Source organism: Pseudomonas sp. HUK17, assembly GCF_001566765.1.
The window spans coordinates 47,725-67,337 of record NZ_LSMW01000008.1; the positions used below are offsets into that span (position 1 = coordinate 47,725).

Annotated in this window: 20 protein-coding genes and 1 pseudogene; 11 read left to right on the forward strand and 10 right to left on the reverse strand. The window is 67.9% G+C overall.

The features are described 5' to 3' along the window. The first annotated feature begins 8 nt into the window (after positions 1-8). Positions 9-1,118, forward strand: coding sequence for a Gfo/Idh/MocA family protein (locus AX284_RS04715; protein ID WP_068383816.1), 1,110 nt, complete (start codon positions 9-11; stop codon positions 1,116-1,118). A 60-nt stretch (positions 1,119-1,178) separates the two neighbouring features. On the opposite strand, the gene AX284_RS11695 is transcribed toward AX284_RS04715, so the two are convergent. Together AX284_RS11695 and AX284_RS04720 are read right to left on the reverse strand one after the other, a co-directional pair. Then, positions 1,179-1,346 (reverse strand): DUF2897 family protein, encoded by a 168-nt coding sequence (locus AX284_RS11695; RefSeq protein ID WP_007160578.1) that lies wholly within the window; start codon positions 1,344-1,346, stop codon positions 1,179-1,181. A gap of 48 nt (positions 1,347-1,394) precedes the next feature. After that, complete coding sequence (locus AX284_RS04720) at positions 1,395-1,850, reverse strand: multidrug/biocide efflux PACE transporter (protein WP_068383818.1); 456 nt, start codon at positions 1,848-1,850, stop codon at positions 1,395-1,397. 82 nt (positions 1,851-1,932) lie between these two features. Between AX284_RS04720 and AX284_RS04725 the strand changes: the two genes are divergently transcribed. From AX284_RS04725 to AX284_RS04745, 5 genes are all read left to right on the forward strand, one after another. Beyond that, positions 1,933-2,808 (forward strand): LysR family transcriptional regulator, encoded by an 876-nt coding sequence (locus AX284_RS04725; protein WP_017641900.1) that lies wholly within the window; start codon positions 1,933-1,935, stop codon positions 2,806-2,808. Positions 2,809-2,898: 90 nt separating this feature from the next. Then, a complete protein-coding gene (gene pyrF / locus AX284_RS04730) occupies positions 2,899-3,597 on the forward strand; it encodes an orotidine-5'-phosphate decarboxylase (protein WP_064307442.1) in 699 nt (232 codons plus the stop codon). 103 nt (positions 3,598-3,700) lie between these two features. After that, a complete protein-coding gene (locus tag AX284_RS04735) occupies positions 3,701-4,618 on the forward strand; it encodes an AAA family ATPase (RefSeq protein WP_026083939.1) in 918 nt (305 codons plus the stop codon). Beyond that, on the forward strand, positions 4,588-5,571 hold the full coding sequence (locus AX284_RS04740; RefSeq protein WP_068383820.1) for a DUF58 domain-containing protein: 984 nt from the start codon (positions 4,588-4,590) through the stop codon (positions 5,569-5,571). The genes AX284_RS04735 and AX284_RS04740 overlap by 31 nt, the downstream gene beginning before the upstream one ends. Further along, complete coding sequence (locus tag AX284_RS04745; RefSeq protein ID WP_068383822.1) at positions 5,568-7,577, forward strand: transglutaminase TgpA family protein; 2,010 nt, start codon at positions 5,568-5,570, stop codon at positions 7,575-7,577. Before AX284_RS04740 ends, AX284_RS04745 begins: the two co-directional genes overlap by 4 nt. Here the strand turns inward: AX284_RS04745 and AX284_RS04750 are convergent. The 3 genes and pseudogenes from AX284_RS04750 to AX284_RS04760 all read right to left on the reverse strand — a co-directional run bounded on the left by AX284_RS04750 (position 7,559) and on the right by AX284_RS04760 (position 10,079). Continuing rightward, complete coding sequence (locus tag AX284_RS04750) at positions 7,559-7,738, reverse strand: hypothetical protein (RefSeq protein ID WP_068383824.1); 180 nt, start codon at positions 7,736-7,738, stop codon at positions 7,559-7,561. The two genes, AX284_RS04745 and AX284_RS04750, sit on opposite strands and share 19 nt — an antisense overlap. Positions 7,739-7,812: 74 nt before the next feature. Continuing rightward, a complete protein-coding gene (locus AX284_RS04755) occupies positions 7,813-9,087 on the reverse strand; it encodes a methyl-accepting chemotaxis protein (RefSeq protein ID WP_068383826.1) in 1,275 nt (424 codons plus the stop codon). Positions 9,088-9,247: 160 nt separating this feature from the next. Then, positions 9,248-10,079, reverse strand: a pseudogene (locus AX284_RS04760) (TatD family hydrolase). Between the two features lie 88 nt (positions 10,080-10,167). Here AX284_RS04760 and AX284_RS04765 point away from each other — a divergent pair. After that, a complete protein-coding gene (locus tag AX284_RS04765) occupies positions 10,168-11,598 on the forward strand; it encodes a transglycosylase SLT domain-containing protein (protein ID WP_068383828.1) in 1,431 nt (476 codons plus the stop codon). 153 nt (positions 11,599-11,751) lie between these two features. Then, positions 11,752-12,057 (forward strand): hypothetical protein, encoded by a 306-nt coding sequence (locus AX284_RS04770; protein WP_064307449.1) that lies wholly within the window; start codon positions 11,752-11,754, stop codon positions 12,055-12,057. On the opposite strand, the gene AX284_RS04775 is transcribed toward AX284_RS04770, so the two are convergent. The 4 genes from AX284_RS04775 to AX284_RS04790 form a co-directional block, all read right to left on the reverse strand. Further along, positions 12,041-13,015: a GGDEF domain-containing protein gene (locus tag AX284_RS04775; RefSeq protein ID WP_236712143.1), complete on the reverse strand. Its 975-nt coding sequence runs from the start codon at positions 13,013-13,015 to the stop codon at positions 12,041-12,043. The two genes, AX284_RS04770 and AX284_RS04775, sit on opposite strands and share 17 nt — an antisense overlap. Positions 13,016-13,285: 270 nt before the next feature. After that, positions 13,286-13,789, reverse strand: a complete 504-nt coding sequence (gene greB, locus AX284_RS04780) for a transcription elongation factor GreB (protein ID WP_068383832.1) — start codon at positions 13,787-13,789, stop codon at positions 13,286-13,288. Between the two features lie 3 nt (positions 13,790-13,792). Continuing rightward, positions 13,793-16,303 (reverse strand): ABC transporter permease, encoded by a 2,511-nt coding sequence (locus AX284_RS04785; protein ID WP_068383834.1) that lies wholly within the window; start codon positions 16,301-16,303, stop codon positions 13,793-13,795. Then, positions 16,300-16,974 (reverse strand): ABC transporter ATP-binding protein, encoded by a 675-nt coding sequence (locus AX284_RS04790; protein ID WP_017641913.1) that lies wholly within the window; start codon positions 16,972-16,974, stop codon positions 16,300-16,302. Before AX284_RS04790 ends, AX284_RS04785 begins: the two co-directional genes overlap by 4 nt. Positions 16,975-17,122: 148 nt before the next feature. Between AX284_RS04790 and AX284_RS04795 the strand changes: the two genes are divergently transcribed. The 3 genes from AX284_RS04795 (at position 17,123) to AX284_RS04805 (ending at position 19,109) form a co-directional block, all read left to right on the forward strand. Then, positions 17,123-17,677: an arylesterase gene (locus AX284_RS04795; protein ID WP_236712144.1), complete on the forward strand. Its 555-nt coding sequence runs from the start codon at positions 17,123-17,125 to the stop codon at positions 17,675-17,677. A gap of 98 nt (positions 17,678-17,775) precedes the next feature. Next, a complete protein-coding gene (locus AX284_RS04800; protein ID WP_017641915.1) occupies positions 17,776-18,057 on the forward strand; it encodes a hypothetical protein in 282 nt (93 codons plus the stop codon). Positions 18,058-18,131: 74 nt separating this feature from the next. Next, on the forward strand, positions 18,132-19,109 hold the full coding sequence (locus AX284_RS04805) for a L,D-transpeptidase family protein (protein ID WP_017641916.1): 978 nt from the start codon (positions 18,132-18,134) through the stop codon (positions 19,107-19,109). 122 nt (positions 19,110-19,231) lie between these two features. On the opposite strand, the gene AX284_RS04810 is transcribed toward AX284_RS04805, so the two are convergent. Beyond that, positions 19,232-19,483, reverse strand: coding sequence for an Lpp/OprI family alanine-zipper lipoprotein (locus AX284_RS04810; RefSeq protein WP_007160560.1), 252 nt, complete (start codon positions 19,481-19,483; stop codon positions 19,232-19,234). Positions 19,484-19,613 lie beyond the last annotated feature (130 nt).

A 19,613-nucleotide genomic window follows, 5' to 3' on the forward strand; every position in this document is an offset into this window, starting at 1 on the left:
AGCGTTCCATGCCCAGTGCGACAGGCAAGATTCGTTATGCGGTAGTAGGCGGTGGCTGGATTTCCCAGGGCGCCTTCATGCCTGGGGTCGGCCAGACCGGCAATTCCGAGATGACCGCCCTGGTCACCGGCGATCCCATCAAGGCGCGGGACCTGGCCGCCAAGTACGGCCTCAAGAGCTACAGCTACGAAGAATTCCCGGCGCTGCTGTCATCCGGCGAGATCGATGCCATTTACTTGGCCACGCCCAATTTCCGCCATCTGGAATTCGCCGTACCGGCGCTGGACGCCGGCATTCACGTCCTGCTGGAAAAGCCCATGGCGATCAGCGAGGAAGAATGCCAGGCGATCAATGCCGCGGCAGAACGCTCCGGAGCCAAGCTGATGATCGCCTACCGCCTGCACTGTGAGCCGGGCACGGTGGAGATGATCGAGCGGGTACGCAAGGGCGAGATCGGCGATCCGCGCCTGTTCACCGCGACCTTCACCCAGCCGGTCGATACGGCCAACCACCGCGCGCAGAGCGGCTTCTGGGCCGGCCCGGTCACCGACATGGGGCCCTATCCGCTCAATGCCGTGCGGGCGCTCTTTGCCGACGAACCCATCGAAGTCAGTGCGGTGGGCGTGCAAACACCCGGGCGCGATGTCACGACCTGGGATGCCGTGGCCGTGACCCGGCGCTTCCCCGAAGAGCGGCTGGCGAGCTTTACCGTCAGCTTCAGTGGTCCCAATACCGAGCGTTTCCAGCTGGTGGGCCGCAAGGGCGAGATCGAGGCCTCGCCGTGCTTTGGATTCGGGGAGGGCGTCGCCATTGGCTACCGCCTGACCGTGGAGGGCGAAACCCAGGAGCACAAGGCGCCGGTGGTGGATCACTTCGGCGGCGAGACGGCCTATTTCTCCGATTGCATCCTGCAGGATCGGCAGCCGGAAATGGATGGGGAGGAGGGCTGGCGCGACGTGCGCGTGCTGGCGGCCATCGAGCGCGCCCTGGAAAGCGGTCAGCCGCAACGCCTGGACCCGCTACCCAAACGCCAGGGACCGACCCGTGAGCAGGTACGCAGCCTGCCGCTGGCGCAGGTGCCAGAGTACGTCAACACCAAGGCGCCGTTGGAATCCTGACGAAGCAAGGCCCTGCGGCACGCTGGTGCGGCAGGGCCTTGTCTGGGAGCCAGGGTGCGCTTAGCGGTCCTGGGCCTCCTTGGCATCCATCTCGGCATTGCGCTGCCGGATCTTGGTTTTCTGTTCGTCGGTCAAGGGCACCTTGCGGGCCGTGTCCTTGAGCATGAGCAGGCTGCCGACCACCGAGCCTATGGCGACCAGCAGGATCAACCAGGCATACCAGGGCATCTTTCTTCTCCTTGAGTGGCTGTAAGGCTTCGACCACGGGAGAGCTTATCAGTGCGCCCGGCAAGTCGTGTTCGTACGCTTCAGCCAGGCGGCATAACCCAGGTCGTAGAGCCAGTTGAACGCCAAGGTATAGGGCAGGAAGAACAGGATCAGTCCCAGGTCCAGCAGCAGGGCCTGCCACAGGCTGATGGACAGCCACCAGGCCGCCAGGGGCACCAGCACCAGGATCAAGCCACCTTCGAAGCCGAGGGCGTGCAGCAGCCGTACACCCAGGCCACGGGTGAAGCCCAGGCGCTGTTGCAGCCGATCGAAGCCCAGATTGAACACCAGGTTCCAGAGCATGGCGATGGCGGAAAAGGCTGCGGTTAGCAGGCCCATGTGCCCCAGAGACCGATCCAGCAGCCAGGCCAGGGTTGGGGTGGCAAGCAGTACCGCGATTCCCTCGAACAGCAGGGCGTGCAGGATGCGGGCGCTGACGGGACGCTGGGTGAGCGGGCTGGACATGAGATGCCTCCACGATGGACAGGCCTTCAGTCTCATCGGTTAAGCTAGGGAGATCAAAATGGTATCCATAGGCTGAGCCGATATGTATCCCAATGCCGAAGCTCTGGAGGCCTTCGTCGAGGCCGCTGCGGCAGGCTCCTTCAGTGCGGCAGCGCGGGTGCTAGGCAAGCGCCAGTCCAGTATCAGCGAGAGCATTGCCCGGCTGGAAGACGAACTGGGTGTGCTGCTGTTCGATCGCCAGGGCCGCTATCCCCTGCTCACGGCGGCCGGCGAGCAACTGCTCGACCAGGCCCGCGCCGTGCTGTCGGCTCACGATCGCCTGGCCAATCGCGCCACCCAGCTGGCGGCCGGGGTGGAGCCACGCCTGACCCTGGTGATCTCCGATACCTATCAGCCCACCCGGTATGAGGCGCTGCTGACGGAGCTTGACCAGCGCTATCCGGATCTCGAATTCGAATGCCTGATCGCTGAGGACGCCGATGTGCTCAACTTGGTACAGGGGCGGGCGGACTTGGGCCTGCTGGCGGGTCAGCCACCCTATCCGGCGGATATCGAAGCGGCGACCCTGGATGGCCTGGTGACCTTTGGCCTCTATGTCGCTGCCGATCATCCGCTGGCCGCGCTGGAGCGGGTCACACCGGCTGACCTGGCACCCTACCGGTTGCTCCGTCTGAGCACCGTGACCGAGGCCTCCCAGCAGGTCAGCCGTCTGCCGGATACCCGTGGCCGCTGCTGGTCGGCCCCGGACTATCTGCTGCTACTGGACATGGCGGTGCAGGGCTTCGGCTGGGCCGAGTTGCCGCTGTGGCTGGTGACGACCTTCGGCCAGGGCCGCCTGGTGGAGCTGGCCGTGCCGGGCTGGCCGCAACGGGTGGCGGTGGACGTGGTCTGGTCGCGGCGGCGGCCGCTGGGTCCGGCGGGCAACTGGCTGCGCGAGCGATTGCTCAAGCCAAGTTGAAGGAGGGGAGTGCATGCAGACAGCGGCCAAGTGCCGACGCGGCGCTTTTCTGCGAAAATGCCGGCCTTTGCCGTTTTGCCGAGAGCGCCCATGTCCGCCTGCCCGTCTCCTATCATCGTCGCCCTGGATTTCCCTTCGTCGTCCGCCGCCCTGGCGCTGGCCGACCGCCTCGACCCCGCCAGCTGCCGGGTCAAGGTTGGCAAGGAGCTGTTCACCGCCAGCGCCGCCGGGGTGGTGGAAGCCCTGCGCACGCGCGGCTTCGAAGTATTTCTCGACCTGAAATTCCACGACATTCCCAATACCACCGCCATGGCGGTCAAGGCCGCGGCGGAAATGGGCGTCTGGATGGTCAATGTCCACTGCTCGGGTGGCCTGCGCATGATGACCGCCTGTCGCGAGACCCTGGAGGCCTTCCAGGGCCCAAAGCCGCTGCTGATCGGTGTCACCGTGCTGACCAGCATGGAGCGTGAGGACCTGGCCGACATCGGCCTGGACGTGGATCCCCAGGAGCAGGTCTTGCGCCTGGCCGGCCTCGCCGCCCGCGCGGGAATGGACGGCCTGGTGTGCTCGGCCCAGGAGGCCTCGGCGCTCAAGGCCGCGCAACCGGCGCTGCAACTGGTCACTCCCGGCATCCGCCCGGCCGGCAGCGCCCTGGACGACCAGCGTCGCATCCTGACTCCGCGCGAGGCGCTGGACGCCGGCTCCGACTACCTGGTGATCGGTCGACCCATCGCCCGTGCCGCCGATCCGGCGCGCGCCGTGGAAGACATCCTCGCCACCCTGAAATAAGCGGTAAACCTCCAGGGCGGCGGTCGCCAGCAAAAGGTGCTGCTATTCTCGTTCTGCAGGCCGACGCCTTCTCGCGTCGGCGCAAGGCGAGAGACCTCAGGGTATGCACGATAGGTTGAACGCCTGTCTCAAGGCGGTAGACGGCGTTTTGTTGGGCAAGGAAACCCAGGTCAGGCTGGCGCTGGCCTGCCTGCTGGCACGGGGGCACCTGCTGATCGAAGACCTGCCCGGCATGGGCAAAACCACCCTCAGCCATGCCCTGGCCAAGGTGTTGGGGCTGTCCTTCCAGCGTATCCAGTTCACCTCGGATCTCTTGCCCGGCGATATCCTCGGCACCTCGGTGTTCGATCGCGACAGCGGCCAGTTCGTCTTCCATCCCGGGCCGGTGTTCGCCGAGTTGCTGCTGGCCGATGAGATCAATCGCGCCACGCCCAAGAGCCAGAGCGCGCTGCTGGAAGCCATGGAAGAGGGACAGGTGACCATTGAGGGCGCCACCCGGCCCTTGCCCGATCCCTTCTTCGTCATCGCCACCCAGAATCCGGTCTCCCAGGGCGGCACCTTCGCCCTGCCGGAATCCCAGCTCGATCGCTTCCTGATGCGGCTGTCGCTCGGCTATCCCGGTCGCGCCGCGGAACGGGCGCTGCTGCTCGGCGGCTCCGGACGCGACCAGCTGCCGCGGCTGGAGCCCCTGCTGGATCACGCCCAGCTGCGGCTGATCCAGGCCGAGGTGCCGCGCATCCATGCCAGCGAGGCGGTGGTGGACTATGTACTGCGCCTGGTGGAAGCCACCCGCACCCAGACCTCCTTCGCCCTCGGCCTGTCGCCCCGCGGCAGCCTGGCGCTGCTGGCCGCGGCGCGGGCTTGGGCGCTGCTGGCGGGCCGTGACCATGTGCTGCCCGAGGATGTCCAGACGGTGCTGCCAGCGGTGGCCGGGCATCGGCTGCGCGACATCGCCGATCCCGCCGGGCACGGTGGCGGCGCCCTGGTGCAATGGCTGCTGCGCGAAGTCCCGGCGCTGTGACCGGCGGCGCCTGGCAGCGCTATCGAGACGGCTGGCTGGCCCGACGGATTCCCCCGGCCACGCGCATCACCCTCGATCAGCGGCGCATCTTCATTCTGCCCACCCGCCAGGGCGGCGCCTTCGCCATCGCCCTGCTGCTGATGCTGCTGGCCGGCATCAACTACCAGAACAGCCTGGCCTATGGCCTGACCTTCCTGCTGTTTTCCCTGGCGCTGGTGGCCATGTTGCACACCTATCGCAACCTGGCCGGCCTGCAACTGGCCAGTGACGGCGCCAGCCCGGTGTTCGCCGGAGAGGCCGCCGGCTTTCGCCTGCGCTTGGAGAGCGATCGCCGCGCGCACCAGGGGATCGCCCTGGGCTGGCGCAACGAGCCGCTGATGCTCAGCGACGTACCAGCGGGGGAGAGCGTCGCCCTGCAGGTCTTTCATCCGGCGCCGAGCCGTGGCTGGCTGAGGCCCGGGCGACTGCGGGTGGAGAGCCGTTTCCCCCTTGGCCTGTTCGTCGCCTGGAGCTGGCTGGACCTGGATGTACGCGCCCTGGTCTACCCGCAGCCACTGGCGACCACGACGCCGCTGCGCAGTGGCCAGGCTGCCGGAAGCGAAGAGGGCCAGCGCCAGACGGGGCAGGGCGCCGACGACTTCCAGGGGCTGCGGCCCTATCAGCCGGGCGATTCGCGCCGGCGGCTGGACTGGAAGGCCTTTTCCCGGGGCCAGGGCCTGCTGGTCAAGGACTTCACCGCCCTGGCCGGTAGCGAACTCTGGCTGGATTTCAGCGTGCTCGATGGCGACACCGAGACGCGGCTGTCCTGGCTGTGCCAGGCGGTGCTCGATTGCAGCGCCCGCCAGCTGCGCTTCGGCCTGAGGGTGCCCGGGGTAGAGCTGCCGCCGGCTAGCGGCGAAAGCCATCGCGACGCGGCGCTGCAGGCTCTGGCCCTGTTCGGGCGGCCGGCATGAGTGGCGCCGTGCCGCAACCCATTCCGCGCATCGCCCTGATCTGGCTGCTAGTGGCCCAGGCCCTGGTGATCCTGCCGCACCTCACCCATCTGCCGCCCTGGGTCGGGCTGCTCTGGGCCTTTTGCGCCGGCTGGCGGGTGCTGCTGTTTCGCATGAGGGTGCGGGCGCCGACGCGGATCGAAAAGGGCGGCCTGCTGCTCTTGACCATGGGCGGCATCTGGCTGTCGCGCGGCTCCTTCATCGGCCTGGACGCCGGCGCCGTGCTGCTGCTGGTGACCTTCGCCCTCAAGCTGATCGAGATGCACAGTCGCCGCGATGCCCTGGTGGTGATCTACCTGGGTTTCTTTTCCGTGGTGATCGCCTACCTGTTCGAGGACGGCCTGCTCGCCGCGCTCTACAGCCTGCTGCCGGTGACCGCCCTGGTGGCGGCGTTGATCGGGCTGCAGCAGAGCACCCTGGCCAGCCGCCCGCTGGCGACTCTCAGGGTCGCCGGCACGCTGCTGCTGCAGGCGGTGCCCCTGATGCTGCTGCTGTTCCTGGTGTTTCCCCGTATCGGTCCGCTGTGGTCGCTGCCGCAACCGGGCGACCAGGCGCGCACCGGGCTGGGCGACAGCATGGCGCCCGGGGAGATCGCCCAGCTGTCGCAGTCCGCCGAGCGGGTGTTCAGGGTGAGCTTCGACGGCGAGCGGCCGGCGCAGCGCGACCTCTACTGGCGGGCCACCACCTACGAGCGCTTCGACGGCGCGCGCTGGTCGGTCGACCCCGACACGGCCTGGAGTCCGGAGCCGGCCTGGACGCCCGTTGGACCCCGGCTGGACTATCAGGTGGTGATGGAGCCGAGCGGTCGACCCTGGCTCTATGGCCTGGACGTGGCGCGCAGCGATCAGCGTGACGTGCGCCTGGCCAGCGACTTCCATCTGCAGCGCCGCCGTCCGGTGGACCAGGCGTTGCTCTATCGGGTATCCAGTTGGCCACAGGCGACCCGCGAGGCGGAGCGGCTGTCCGCGTCCAGCCAGCGCCGGGCGCTGCAGCTGCCCAGCGGCGGCGAGCCGCGCACCCGCGCCTGGGTGACCGGGCTCAAGGCGCGTGCGCCGACCCCTGAAGCCCTTGCCCAGGCGATCCTGGCCTATTTCCGCCAGCAGCCCTTCGTCTACACCCTGCAGCCGCCCACGGCCAGCGTCGATGCCATCGACGCTTTTCTCTTCGATAACCGTCGCGGTTTCTGCGCCCACTATGCCGGCGCCATGACCTTCGCCTTGCGGGTGGCGGGTATCCCGGCGCGGGTGGTGGCGGGCTACCAAGGTGGCGAATTCAATGCCGCGGGTGGCTATCTGCTAGTGCAGCAATTCGATGCCCATGCCTGGGTGGAGTACTGGCTGCCGGGGCGGGGCTGGATCAGCGTCGATCCTACTGCCCAGGTGGCGCCCGAGCGGGTGGAGCGCGGCTTGCAGGAGGCTCTGGCGGCCCAGGGCGCGGCCAGTGAATTCCTCGCGGACAACCCCTTCGCCGCCAATCGCTATCGCGACTTGGCCTGGCTCAATGAGCTGCGTCTGGGCTGGGACCGGATCAACTACGGCTGGCAGCGCTGGGTGCTCAACTACCAAGAGGATACCCAGGGCGAATTGCTCAAGCGGTTGCTCGGCGAGGGCTCATTGCAACGGCTGGGGCTGCTCCTGGCGCTGCTGGTATTGGGCGTGCTCGGGGTGATGACGCTGCTGGTGCTCAAGCCCTGGCAGCGGACCCGGGATCCCTTGCTGGCACGCTTCGCCCAGTTCGAACGCCTGCTGGCACGCCAGGGGGTGACGCGCGAAAGCGGCGAAACGGCCGGCCGCTTCGCCGGGCGCGCCATGGCGGAACTGCCAGCGGCACGCGCGGCGATCCTGGCCTTTGCCCAGGAATTCCAGGCGCAGCGCTATGCCGGTCGGCCGCAGGACACGGCGGCTCTGGCCAGGACGCTGAAGCGATTGAAACGCCAGCTGCGTGGCCGTCAGGCGCGCAGCGACTGAGGCACGGGAAGGGCGTCAGGCGCTTGCAGGGCGAAGGCCACCAGGCAGACGACGGCCGCCAGGATCAGCGGTTGAGGGTGTGCGCTGCCCAGCGCCTGGGCAATGCAGCCCAGGCCCAGCAACAACAGCACGGCGGAAGTGAGGGTGGTGACCGAGCGCATGACGGTTCTCCGAAAACGTGCGGGCATCTTGCCGCCTGTCGTGCAACCGTGCGAATGCGCTCTCGCTATGGAGGCTATAGGCGCAACTGGCGGATCGCCTGATTCAGGGTTCCTGCGAGGGCGGCCAGTTCGGTGCTGGTGCTGGCCGACTCCTGCGTCAGCAGCATGGTCCTTTCCGTGACATCGCGGATGCCTACAACCGACCTGCTCATCTCTTCCGCCACCTGGGCTTGCTGTTCCGCGGCCACGGCGATCTGGGTGTTGCTGTCGCGCATCAGGGTCACGGCGGCGGTGATGTCGGCCAGGGCCTGCCCGGCGGCGCCGGCCTGGACCACGCAGTCGTCGGCCTTGAGCGAACTCTCGCGCATGAATTCCACGGCATCGCGGGTGCCCGCCTGGAGACCGTCGACCATGCGGGTGATCTCGTCGGTGGAACCCTGGACGCGCTTGGCCAGGTTGCGTACCTCGTCGGCCACCACGGCGAAGCCACGGCCGGCCTCGCCGGCGCGGGCGGCTTCGATGGCGGCGTTGAGCGCCAGGAGGTTGGTCTGCTCGGCGATACCATGGATGACGTTGACCACGCTGGTGATGCGCTCGCTGTTCTCGGCCAGCTCCTGGATCATCACCGCGGTCTGCTGCACGCCCTGGGACAGGTCGGCGATGGAATGGCTGACGCGCTCCACCGCCTGCTGGCCGGCGCCGGCCAGGCGGTCGGCTTCCTGGGACTGGTCGCGGGTGCCGGCGGCGTGCTCGGCGATCTGCTGCACGGTGGCGCTCATCTCGTTGATGGCGGTGGCGGCCTGATCGGTCTCGTGCTGTTGATCCTGCATGCCGCCGCGGACGCCCTGCATGCCGCTGGCCAGGCGCCCGGCGCCTTCGTCCAACCGCGAGGCGCTGGCGGCCACGGTACCGACAACGCGGGTGTAGCTGTCCTGCATGGCGTTGAAGGCCTGGGTCATCTGCCCGACCTCGTCATGCCCGCGCACCTCGACCCGGGCGGTGAGATCGCCGTCGCGCTCCACCCGCAGCATGGTGTCCTTGAGGCGTTGCAGATTGCCGAGGATGAAGCGGATCAGGAGCTGCGAGGCCACCAGCAGCACCAGCATCAGCACACCCACGGCCAGGGCGTATTCCGGCGCTCGGGCCAGGAAGATGTCGCCGAAGGTCGGGGCGCTCAGCTTGGCCGCCGCGTCGCCCACGGCGGCCTTGACCGCCTTGAGCTGTTCGGCGCGACCGGAGACTTCCAGCTGCATGGCGAACAGCACCAGCAGCAGGCTGGTGACGAAGGCAACGGCATTGACCGCCCAGAACTTGTACTTGAGAGAGATATCGCGCAGCCAGGCAAACATAGGGGGCCTCCAGTCGGCGGGGCCGCACAGCCTGGCAGGCCGGCGCGCCCCGGATCTTGACTGGCGTCAACGTCCCGCGAACAGGGGCGCAACGCCGTGGAACAAGCCCTGAGTTTAACGGCCCGCGCGGCCTCGACTTTAGCGCAACGGCGTCCTGCGCCTAGTCGAATTCCTCGACCCGCTCTGGCACGGCGATCTCCGGCAGCGCAAAGAAGGCACGAGCGGTGGCGGTGGTGTGCAGGGCGGTCTGCTCGGGCGTTTCGTTGCGCAGGCGCGCCACGGTACGCAGGATCTCGGGGAGGAAGGCCGGTTCGTTGTGGCCATGGCGCGGCTTGGGTCTGAGGGTGCGTGGCAGCAGGTAAGGGGGCATCGGTTTCCAGCATCAGCCGCCCGACCGGGATCTGCCCGACCAGCTCGTGCAGGTGCAGGCCACGGCGCTCGTCGCAGATCCAGCCGGTGATGCCCAGGTGCAGGTCGAGATCCAGGTAGCCATAGAGCGCCTTGCGCTCGCCGGTGAAACAGTGCACCACCGCCGCCGGCAGATGGTCGCGATAGTCGCGCAGGATCGCCAGCATTCGCTCGCTGGCGTCGCGCTCATGGAGAAACACCGGGCGGTGTAGTTCGGCGGCCAGCGCCAGCTGTTCCTCGAAGCAGCGCTCCTGCTGCGGTCGCGGGGTGAAGTCGCGATTGAAATCCAGGCCGCATTCGCCCAGGGCCCGCACCTTGGGTTGGCTGACCAGGTCACGCAGGGTCCTGGCAGCGGCCGCGTTCCAGGTCGAGGCTTCGTGGGGATGGACGCCGGCGGTGCTGAACAGCGCTTCGCCCGCGTCCAGGCGCAGGCAGAGATTGAGGGCGTTCTCACTGTCTTCCAGGGTGGTACCGGTCAGCACCAGTTGCATCACACCGGCGGCCTGGGCCCGCTCGATCACCGCGTCCACTTCCTTGAGCAGACTGGGGTGGGTGAGGTTGACGCCGATGTCGATCAATTGCATGGTGCGGACCTTCTACAGACTTTGTTCTCTCATTCTATCCGTAGTCCGGGTGCTATCGGCGCTGTCCCGGCCAGGTCAGGAGTCCTGGATGCCGTTTCGATTCACCCTTGCCATCCTCGGCTGCCTGCTCGCCGGTTCCGCCCAGGCGCGGCTCGGCGCCCTGCCACCCGAGGCGCCGCGCCATGTCGCGGCCCGCGATCTGGTCGCCATCGAGCGTGCCGGAGAATTGCGCGTCTTGGTCAACCAGAGTCGCCACAGCTCTGGCGAATGGAACGGTCAGGCCCTGGGCATCGAGTATCGGCGTCTGGAGGCCTTCGCCCGCTACCTGCGGCACCAACCGGGGGGCCGGCCGTTGCGCCTGGTCCTTGTCCCCAAGGCCAAGGACGATCTGCTGGCGGCGCTGCAGAGAGGCGAGGGCGATCTGGTGGCGCCGGGCGAAACCCTGCTGCCACCGCCGCATTCGGCGCTGATCGCCGCGTCGGTGGCGGCGCCCACCAGCCTGGTGGTGGTGGGTGGACGCGGCCAGCGCCTGCCGCGTCAGCTGGAACAACTGGCCGGGCGCCGGGTGGTGCTGCCCCAGGGCAGTGCCGCCGGCCCGGCCCTGGCACGGCTCAACGCCCAGCTGGAAAGGCGCCGGCTGCGGCCGGTACAGGTCGAGTGGGCCGATCCGACCCTGGCGGTGGAAGACGTCCTGGAACTGACCCAGGCCGGCATCTATCCGCTCACCGTCGTCGAGTCCGGGCTGGCCCATCGCTGGGCGCGGGTGCTGTCGCGCCTGCGGGTGGCTGATCGGGTGGTGGTGGCCCATGACCAGGCACAGCTCTGGTATCTGCGCGCCCCGGCGCACCAGCTCGCCGAACGAATACGGGCCTTCGCCCGGCAACCCCAGGCGCATGACGACGACAAGGCCTTTCGCCAGGCCTCTGCCCGCCGCTACCAGGTGCGCGATCCGCTGCAAGCCCACGACCGCAAGCGCCTGGCCCAGGTGCGACCGCTGCTGCAACGCTACGCCAAGGCTTACGACTTCGACTGGCTGACCCTGGCCGCCATGGCCTACAAGGAGTCCGGCCTGGATCCCCACGCCCGCGGCGCCGGACGCGCCGCAGGATTGCTGCAGATCACCCCCCGGGCGGCGCGCAGTGTCGGGGTGCGCAACCTGCATTCCGCCGAAGACAACGTCAAGGCCGCCACCCGTTATCTGGCTCGCCTGCGCCGGGAATTCTTTTCCAGTCCACGCCTGACCGAGCGCGAACGCCGCGCCTTTACCCTGGCGGCCTACAACCTGGGCCCGGAGCGCGTCCAGGCGCTCAGGGCCAAGGCCCGCAAACAGGGGCTGGACGGTGATCGCTGGTTCTTCCAGGTCGAACGCATCGCCGCCGAGGAGGTGGGCATCGGGGTGGTCAACTACGTGGCCAGCGTCAACAAGTATCGGGTGGCCTTCAGTCGCGAACGAGCGCGTCTCGAGGCGCCGGCAGTGGCCACGACGAACGCCAAAGGTGCCAGGCACGAAGACGGTTGAGGGTCGCTTGACAGGGCGGTCGAGCCCTCCCTAGGATGATCCTGCGCCGATTTAAACAGCAACTTGCGGGGCGCTCCCAAATACCGCTAAAGCGCTGGACGGAACAGGCCTCGTACTACCGCCCAGCTGGATCCACGAGGCGGAATTTCGTCCATGCTACCGCTCCCGCTACGCCTTACTCCGCTCACCCAGGGCAAGCTCGCCTGTCATCCGGCCATCCTGCTCGGCGGTCCCGACCAGCCCACCCTGCTGCGTTATCTCGAAGGCTGGCCCAAGCGCTGGCCCCACAGCCGTACCCTGCAAATCCGCTTCGCCGACCGCGCCGAGCAGTTGCGCGGCTTCGGCGACGACAGCTTCGACTTCGCCGTGGTGCAGTCGCCGGGCCAAGCCGGTCTCGCAGCCCTGGTGCGGGAATTGACTCGGGTGGCGCGCCAGGGCGTGATTACCCGACGGCGCTAGCACAGGTATCCGCCAGCCTGAAGCCGCCCTTGCCGGCCAGCTTGGTGGTGTAGAGCGCCTGGTCCGCCCGCGCCAGTAGGGTCGGGCTGTCCTCCATGGCCCGCTGCAGGGCGATGCCGATGCTCACGCTCGTGCCCTGTGACACCAGGCGTCCGAGGATACGCTGGGCCAGGTCCCGAGCCCCGTCTTCGGTGGCGTCCTGCATCACCAGCAGGAACTCGTCGCCGCCCAGGCGTCCGGCGAAATCGCTCTGCCGCACGCTCAGGGTCAACACCTCGCCGCAGGCTTGCAGCAGACGATCGCCGGCAGCATGGCCCTGGGAGTCGTTCACGCCCTTGAAGTCGTCCAGATCGATATAGAAGACCGCTACGCGCCCGGACTCCGAGCGAGGCCGGTACAGGGCGCCTTCGAGCAGCGCGAGAATGCCAGCGCGATTGTAGAGTCCGGTCAGGCTGTCGTGAGTGGCATGCCAACGGCTATCGACTTCGGCCGTCAGGGCGCGCACCAGGGTGCGGTTGAGCCTGTCCAGCAGCATCCAGTTGGCCGTCAGATAGAGCGGTGCCTGCAGCAGGAACAGTCGCAGCATGGGCTCGGGCTGGAACAGGGTGGCCAGTTTCATCGGGATGTCGGTCAGCAGGATCTGCAAGAAGGCATAGCGCGGGATGCCCTGGTTGCGCATGGTGATGGCACCGTTCATGGCCACCGCCGAGGTACAGCCCAGCACCTGCAGCACCACATCGCCGCTGAGGACGCAGGCGGCCGTGCCCAGGCCCAGGGTGGCCGTCCACAGCAGCCCGAGTAGCAGGGAGACTTCGCTGAGCCGCGGCGGCGCGAGCCCTTCCATCAGCTGGATGCAGTGCAGCAGCAACAGGCGGGTGATCCAGATCAGGGTATCGAGAATCATCCAGCCGATGAACAAGGGCGTGGGATGCAGGAGGGCGCAGGTCCAACTGATCAACAGACTGTTCAGGGCCCCGACGAACATAGAGCCCCGCGAGGAAAACGGGCCGGCCAGCAGCTGCCGCAGCAGATTTTCGTCGAGCGGGTCCCGGCTGGTCACGAGCCAGCGCAGTAGGCGTTGATTAGGCAAAGCGTAAAGCGTCGGCGCTCTCATGCAGCGAATCCTTGCTTGAGAAGGTGGCGGTCCTCCGCCAGTTGCGCCCTAGATGTTGCCCTATTTATGTGACTTGAATCACATTTTTTCAGACGGAAGCGCCTGCCGAAGCGATCAGTTATCGAGGTACTCGATCTCGACGATATACCAGCACTGTTCGCCGGCCGGCGTCTGCAGGCGGACTTCCGCGTCCAGTGCCTTGCCCACCAGGGCGCGCGCCAGGGGCGAGTCGATGCTGATGAGATTCTGCCTGAGGTCCAGTTCGTCCGGGCCGACGATGCGGTAGCGCTTTTCGGCGCCCGCTTCGTCTTCCAGGGTGACCCAGGCGCCGAAGTAGACCTTGGTAGGATCGGCGGGCCGCTCGTCGATCACCTTGAGATTTTCCAGGCGTTTGCGCAGGAAGCGTACCCGGCTGTCGATCTCGCGCAGCATCTTCTTGCCGTAGATGTACTCGGCGTTCTCCGAACGATCCCCCAGGGCGGCCGCCTCGCTCACCGCCTGGGTGACCTGGGGCCGGCGCACGTTCCACAGCTCGTGGAGTTCGGCGCGCAGCCGGGCTTCGCCGGCGGCGGTGATCAGCGGCGTGCCGACGGTGCGCGGCGGACGATAACGACTCATGGATCAGCTTTCTCTCAGGATCAGTAACGGACTGGCGGTAATGGCCCGCCGCGTGCCCAGCAGACCGGCCGCGCCGACCAGCAGGGCGCCCAGCACCGGCAAGAGCAGCAGCCAGGGATGGGGTTGCCAGTCCAGGTCGAAGGCCAGCCGGTAGAGCAGGGCGCTGACGATCTCGCAACCGAGCGCCGCGAGCAAGCCGCTGGCGCCGCCGAGCAGGATGAATTCGGTCCGCCGCGCTCGTTGCAGCAACTCCCGCCGGGCGCCTAGCGCACGCAGCAGGGCACCCTGGCGAATGCGCTCGTCGAGGGTCGCCTGCAAGCCGGCCAGCAGCACGGCGATACCGGCGGCCAGCACGAACAGGAGCACGAATTCCACCGCCACGCTGACCTGGCGCAGGATGCTGCGCAGCTGGTCGAGCAAGGCGTCGATGGGCAGCAGGGTCACCGCCGGGAATTGCCGGGCCAGGGCCAGCAATTCGCGGTCGTGGCCGGGCGGCAGGTAGAAGCTGCCCAGGTAGGTGAAAGGCACGTCTTCCAGGGCGCCCGGGGCGAAGATGACAAAGAAGTTGGGCTGGAAGTTGTCCCAGCCGACCTGGCGCAGACTGCTGACTCGCGCCTCGATCTGGCGGTCGCCGATGACGAAGCCCAGGGTGTCGCCCAGCCCAACACCGAGGCTGCGCGCCAGCTCGCTTTCCAGCGAGACGCCGGGCAGATCGCCCGCGGGCAGCGCATCCCACCAGTGACCGGCTTCCAGGCGGTTGCCATCCGGCAACCCAGCCGACCAGGTCAGATTGAGGTCGCGTCGAGTGGCGCGACCGCCGCGGGAGTCGTCCTCCAGGCCTTCCTGGGCCGGATGGCCCTTCACGCTGACCAGGCGGCCCTGGACGATGGGATAGAGCGGGCTGGCGTGGGGTGAAAGGCCGGCCACCGCCGTGGCGAAGGCCTGGCGCTCGTCCGGCAGCACATTGAGGGCGAAGTGATTGGGCGCTTCGGCCGGCAGTTGCGCCTGCCAGCGCTCCAGCAGCTCGCCCCGCAGCAGCACCACCAGGCTCATGGCCAGCAGGATCAGGCCGAAGGCCAGGGTCTGGCCCACCGCCGCCAGTGGATGACGCAGCAACTGGCCCAGACCCAGCCGCCAGGCCAGGGGCGCACCCTGCATGGCCCGACGCAGGCCGCGCAGGGCCAGGTACAGCAGGCTGCCGAACAGCAGGCCGGCGACCAGGCCGCCCACCAGCAGCGCCAGGGTCAGGCGCAGATCCAGCGACAGGCGCCACATGATCAGCCCCAGGGCGAGCAGGGCGCAGCCGTAGACCAGCCAGGTCCGCAGGGGCACGGGTTGCAGATCGCTGCGCAGTACCCGCAGCGGCGGTACCCGGCCCAGGGCGGCCAGGGGCGGTAGGGCGAAGCCGACCAGGGCCACCAGCCCGGTACCCATGCCGGCCAGCGCCGGACCTATCCCGGCCGCTGGCAGGCGCGCTGGCAGGAGTCCGTGCAGCAGTTCGAACAACACCAGCTGTGCCAGCCAGCCGAGCAGGGCGCCGAGCAGACTCGCCGCCAGCCCCAGCAGGCCCAGTTGCAGGCCATAGAGCAGCAGGGCGTCACGGCGGGTCAGGCCCAGGCAACGCAGCAGGGCGCTGGCGTCGAAGCGCCGCGTGGCGAAGCGATTGGCCGACAGCGCCACGGCCACGCCCGCCAGCACCACCGCCACCAGACTGGCCAGGCCGAGATAGCGCTGGGCGCGCTCCAGGGCGTCACCCAGCTGCCGATTGCCGTCGCCCGGTCCCTCGAAGCGCTGGTTGGCGGCCAGAGCCGGCGTGAGCGCCTGGCGATAGGCGGCCAGGGCCTGGGCTTCGCCGCGCCAGAGTTCGCGATAGCGCACCCGGCTGCCGGGCTGGATGACCCCGGTGGCGGCCACGTCGTCGAGATTGATCAGCACCCGCGGCGTCAGGCTGTAGAAGTCACCGGCGCGATCCGGTTCATAGGTGAGCACCCGGGTGATGGTGAGGGTCTTGCGCCCAATGTCCAGGCGATCCCCGACCTTGGCGTCCAAGGCCAGCAGCAGGCGCGGCTCGACCCAGGCCTCCCCGGGCGCCGGGGCGCCACCCGGCTGGTCGGGCGCCTCTAGCGCCACGGCGCTGCGCACCTCGCCGCGAAGCGGAAAGTTGGCCTGGACCGCCTTGACGCTGGCCAGCTGCAGGGCCTCGGCACCCGCCGCCATGGTGCTGAAGTTGAGCGAGCGGCTGTGGTCGAGGCCGAGCCGCAGACCGGCGTCCACCTGCTCCGGTCGCGCCGGTTCGCTGCCCAGCAGCACCAGGTCGGCCGCGAGGAATTCGCTGGCGCGATTTTCCATGCCCGCGCCGAGGCGGGCGGTGAAGTAGCCGATGGCGACGCTGGCGGCGACCGCCACCACCAGCGCCAGGCAGAGCATGCGGATCTCGCCGGCGCGGAGCTCGCGCAGACTCTGGCGCCAGGCCAGTCCGAACAGCCGCTTCAGCGGTAGACCGGTGCGCCTCATGCCGCGACCTGCCGGCCGCCTTCCAGGCGCAGTTGGCGGGCGCAGCGCGCGGCCAGGCGCTCGTCATGGGTCACCAGCACCAGGGTCGTGCCCCGCTCGCGATTGAGCTCGAACAGCAGATCGCTGATGTGGGCGCCGGTGCGGCTGTCGAGATTGCCGGTGGGCTCGTCGGCGAAGAGGATACTGGGGCGCGGGGCGAAGGCGCGGGCCAGGGCCACCCGCTGCTGCTCGCCCCCGGAGAGCTGGCGCGGGTAGTGCCGCAGTCGCTCGCCCAGGCCGACCCGTTCGAGCAGGGCCACCGCCTGCTCGCGGGCCTGGCGCGCACCCTCCAGCTCCAGCGGCAGCATGACGTTTTCCAGCGCGGTGAGGCTGTCCAGCAACTGGAAGGACTGGAAGACGAAGCCCACCCGTTCCGCACGCAGGCGGGCGCGGGCGTCTTCGTCGAGGGTGTCCAGGCGCTGGCCGGCGAGATGCACCTCGCCGCTGCTGGGCAGGTCGAGACCGGCCAGCAGCCCCAGCAGGGTGGACTTGCCGGAACCCGAGCTGCCGACGATGGCCAAACTGTCGCCGGCTTCCAGTTGCAGATCCAGCGCCTGGAGGATTGGCAGCGCGCCTTCCGCGCCCGTGACGACCTTGCTAAGGTCGCGTGCCAGCAAAATGACTTCGCTCATGAGGTATCCGATGCCGTATTCGAGGGGCCCGCACGCGGGCGGCTGTGGCGAGTTAGAGTCAAAAAGCCGGACGAAGTCCAGCGCACCTTTGCGCCAAGGCATTGCCTGGCTGCTGGCCCTGCTCTGTCTGACCCTGACACCGCTGGCCATGGCGCGCACCCTGCTGGTGGTGGGCGACAGCATCAGCGCTGGCTACGGCCTGGCCGAGGGTCAGGGCTGGGTGCGGCTGCTGGAGCGGCGCCTGCAGGAGCAACAGCTCGACTATCAGGTGGTGAATGCCTCCATCAGCGGCGACACCACCACCGGTGGCCTGGCGCGACTGCCCAGACTGCTGGCCGATCACCAGCCCGAGGTGGTGGCCATCGAGCTGGGCGGCAACGACGGCCTGCGCGGTCAGCCCCTGGCCCAGATCGAGCGCAACCTCACCGCCCTGGTGGCGCAGGCCAAGGCCCAGGGTGCCCGTGTCCTGCTGCTGGGCATGCGCCTGCCACCCAACTACGGGCCGCGCTATACCGACGGCTTCGCCCAGGTCTACACGGACGTGGCCAAGGCCCAGCAGGTGGCCCTGGTGCCCTTCCTGCTCGAAGGGGTAGGGGGCGATCCCGCCTTCATGCAGCCGGACGGCATTCATCCCCAAGCCAATGCCCAGCAACGGCTGCTGGACAACGCCTGGCCGCAGCTGCAGCCGCTGCTGCGCGACTGAACGTCGGACTTTTCCCCGACGGGGCTTTCCGCTAAGGTTGCGCGCCCCGCCGGTCCGGCCAATCGACCGCCCGGCGGAACCGCCCCTGGAGTATCCCGATGTCCCGCCTTTCCCGGTCCATGCACGGCTATCAGCTGATCCAGCCCGATGCCCAGCTCGACCTGTTCGCCTGCCGCGAGGGTCGGGTCCATATCGTCGCCCGGCAGCTGGAGCTGGGCTCGCCTACCGACCGGACCCTGTGCGGCACCCTGCTGCCGGCGCGGCCGCGGCTGCACCCGCTGGATCGCCGCGGACTGGCGCTCAAGACCCTGTGCCCGGCCTGCCTGCAGCGGTTGCAAGGCGCCAAACGGGGGCTGCCCAATCCGTTACAGGCTTTTTGAGGCCCTGCCGGACGCGGATCGAGGCGTGTACAATTCGCGCCGTCACCTTTTTGCTCCTTGCAAGGATTCATCCCATGCCCGCGCGCGTTTCGACCCTGGTCGGTTCCCTCTCGCTGTTTGGTCTGTTGAGCGCGGGTACGGCGCAGGCACTGGAGTTGCCGCTGCCGCCGCCCGGTGAAGACGTGGTCGGCGAGGTTCAGGTCATCAAGGCCGCCTACGAAGACACCTTTGCCGACCTCGGCCAGAAGTACGATCTGGGCTACACCGAGATGGTGGCCGCCAACCCGGGCGTGGATGCCTGGCTGCCGGGCGCCGGTACCGAGATCGTGCTGCCGACGCGCTTCATCCTGCCGCCCGGCCCGCGCGAAGGCATCGTCATCAACATCGCCGAGTACCGTATGTACTACTACCCCAAGGGTGGTCACTCGGTGTTCACCTATCCGCTGGGCATCGGCCGCGAAGGCTGGGGCTCGCCCATCGGCGTGACCAAGGTGGTGGACAAGATCAAGGATCCGGCCTGGTATCCGCCGGAGTCGGTGCGTGCCGAGCACGCCGCCGAAGGCGATCCGCTGCCCAAGGTGGTGCCGCCCGGTCCGGACAATCCCCTGGGTCCCTACAAGATCCGCCTGACCCTGCCTGGCTATCTGATCCATGGCTCGGACAAGAAATTCGGCATCGGCATGCAGGTCAGCCATGGCTGCTTCCGCATGTACAACTTCAATGTGACCGAACTGGTCAGCATGCTGCCCGTGGGTACCCCGGTGCGCATCATCGATGAGCCCTACAAGTTCGGCGTGAGCCAGGGCAAGCTCTATCTGGAAGCTCATCAGCCGGTGACGGTGAAGGGCGATCCGACCGAGATCGACCGTCAGGCCGCGGTGGTCAATGCGTTGATCAAGCGTGACGACCTGCTGCAGGCCAACAGCGCGGTGAATTGGAACACGGTGCGTGACGTGGTCCAGGGCCAGGACGGCCTGCCGGTGGAAATCGCCGACCTGCCTGCCGGCATGGTTACCGGTACGGTGGCCAAGGCGCCCGCCAAGTCGCTGTGAGCTGGACTGGCTGAGCGCGCTCAGCCGGCCAGGCAAACAAAAAGCCCGCCATCTGAGATGGCGGGCTTTTTGTTTGCTCCGGGAAAGGCGACTGTTGCCACTCGCCTTTCCAGCCGAGGCGCTTACTTGCGGCTGGCTTTTTCCAGCATACGCAGGGCGCGCTCGTTGGCTTCGTCAGCGGTCTGCTGAGCTTTCTGAGCGGCGGCCAGAGCCTCGTCAGCGTGACGGTAGGCTTCGTCAGCACGAGCCTGGGCGCGGGCAGCGGCGTCTTCGGTAGCGGTCAGGCGAGCTTCGCTTTCCTTGTTAGCGGTGCTGCAACCAGTGGCCAGAGCAGCGGCCAGAGCCAGGGCGGCGAATTTCAGAGCATTGTTCATCGTAAACCCCTTGAGGTAGACATCCTGTTTTAAGATCAATTTTCCAGGTGGAAAATTGCGGCTACATACTACTCATTACCGGTCGTAAGTAAACTGAGCTAAACCCGTTGAAGAAAGATTTTTTGCGGAA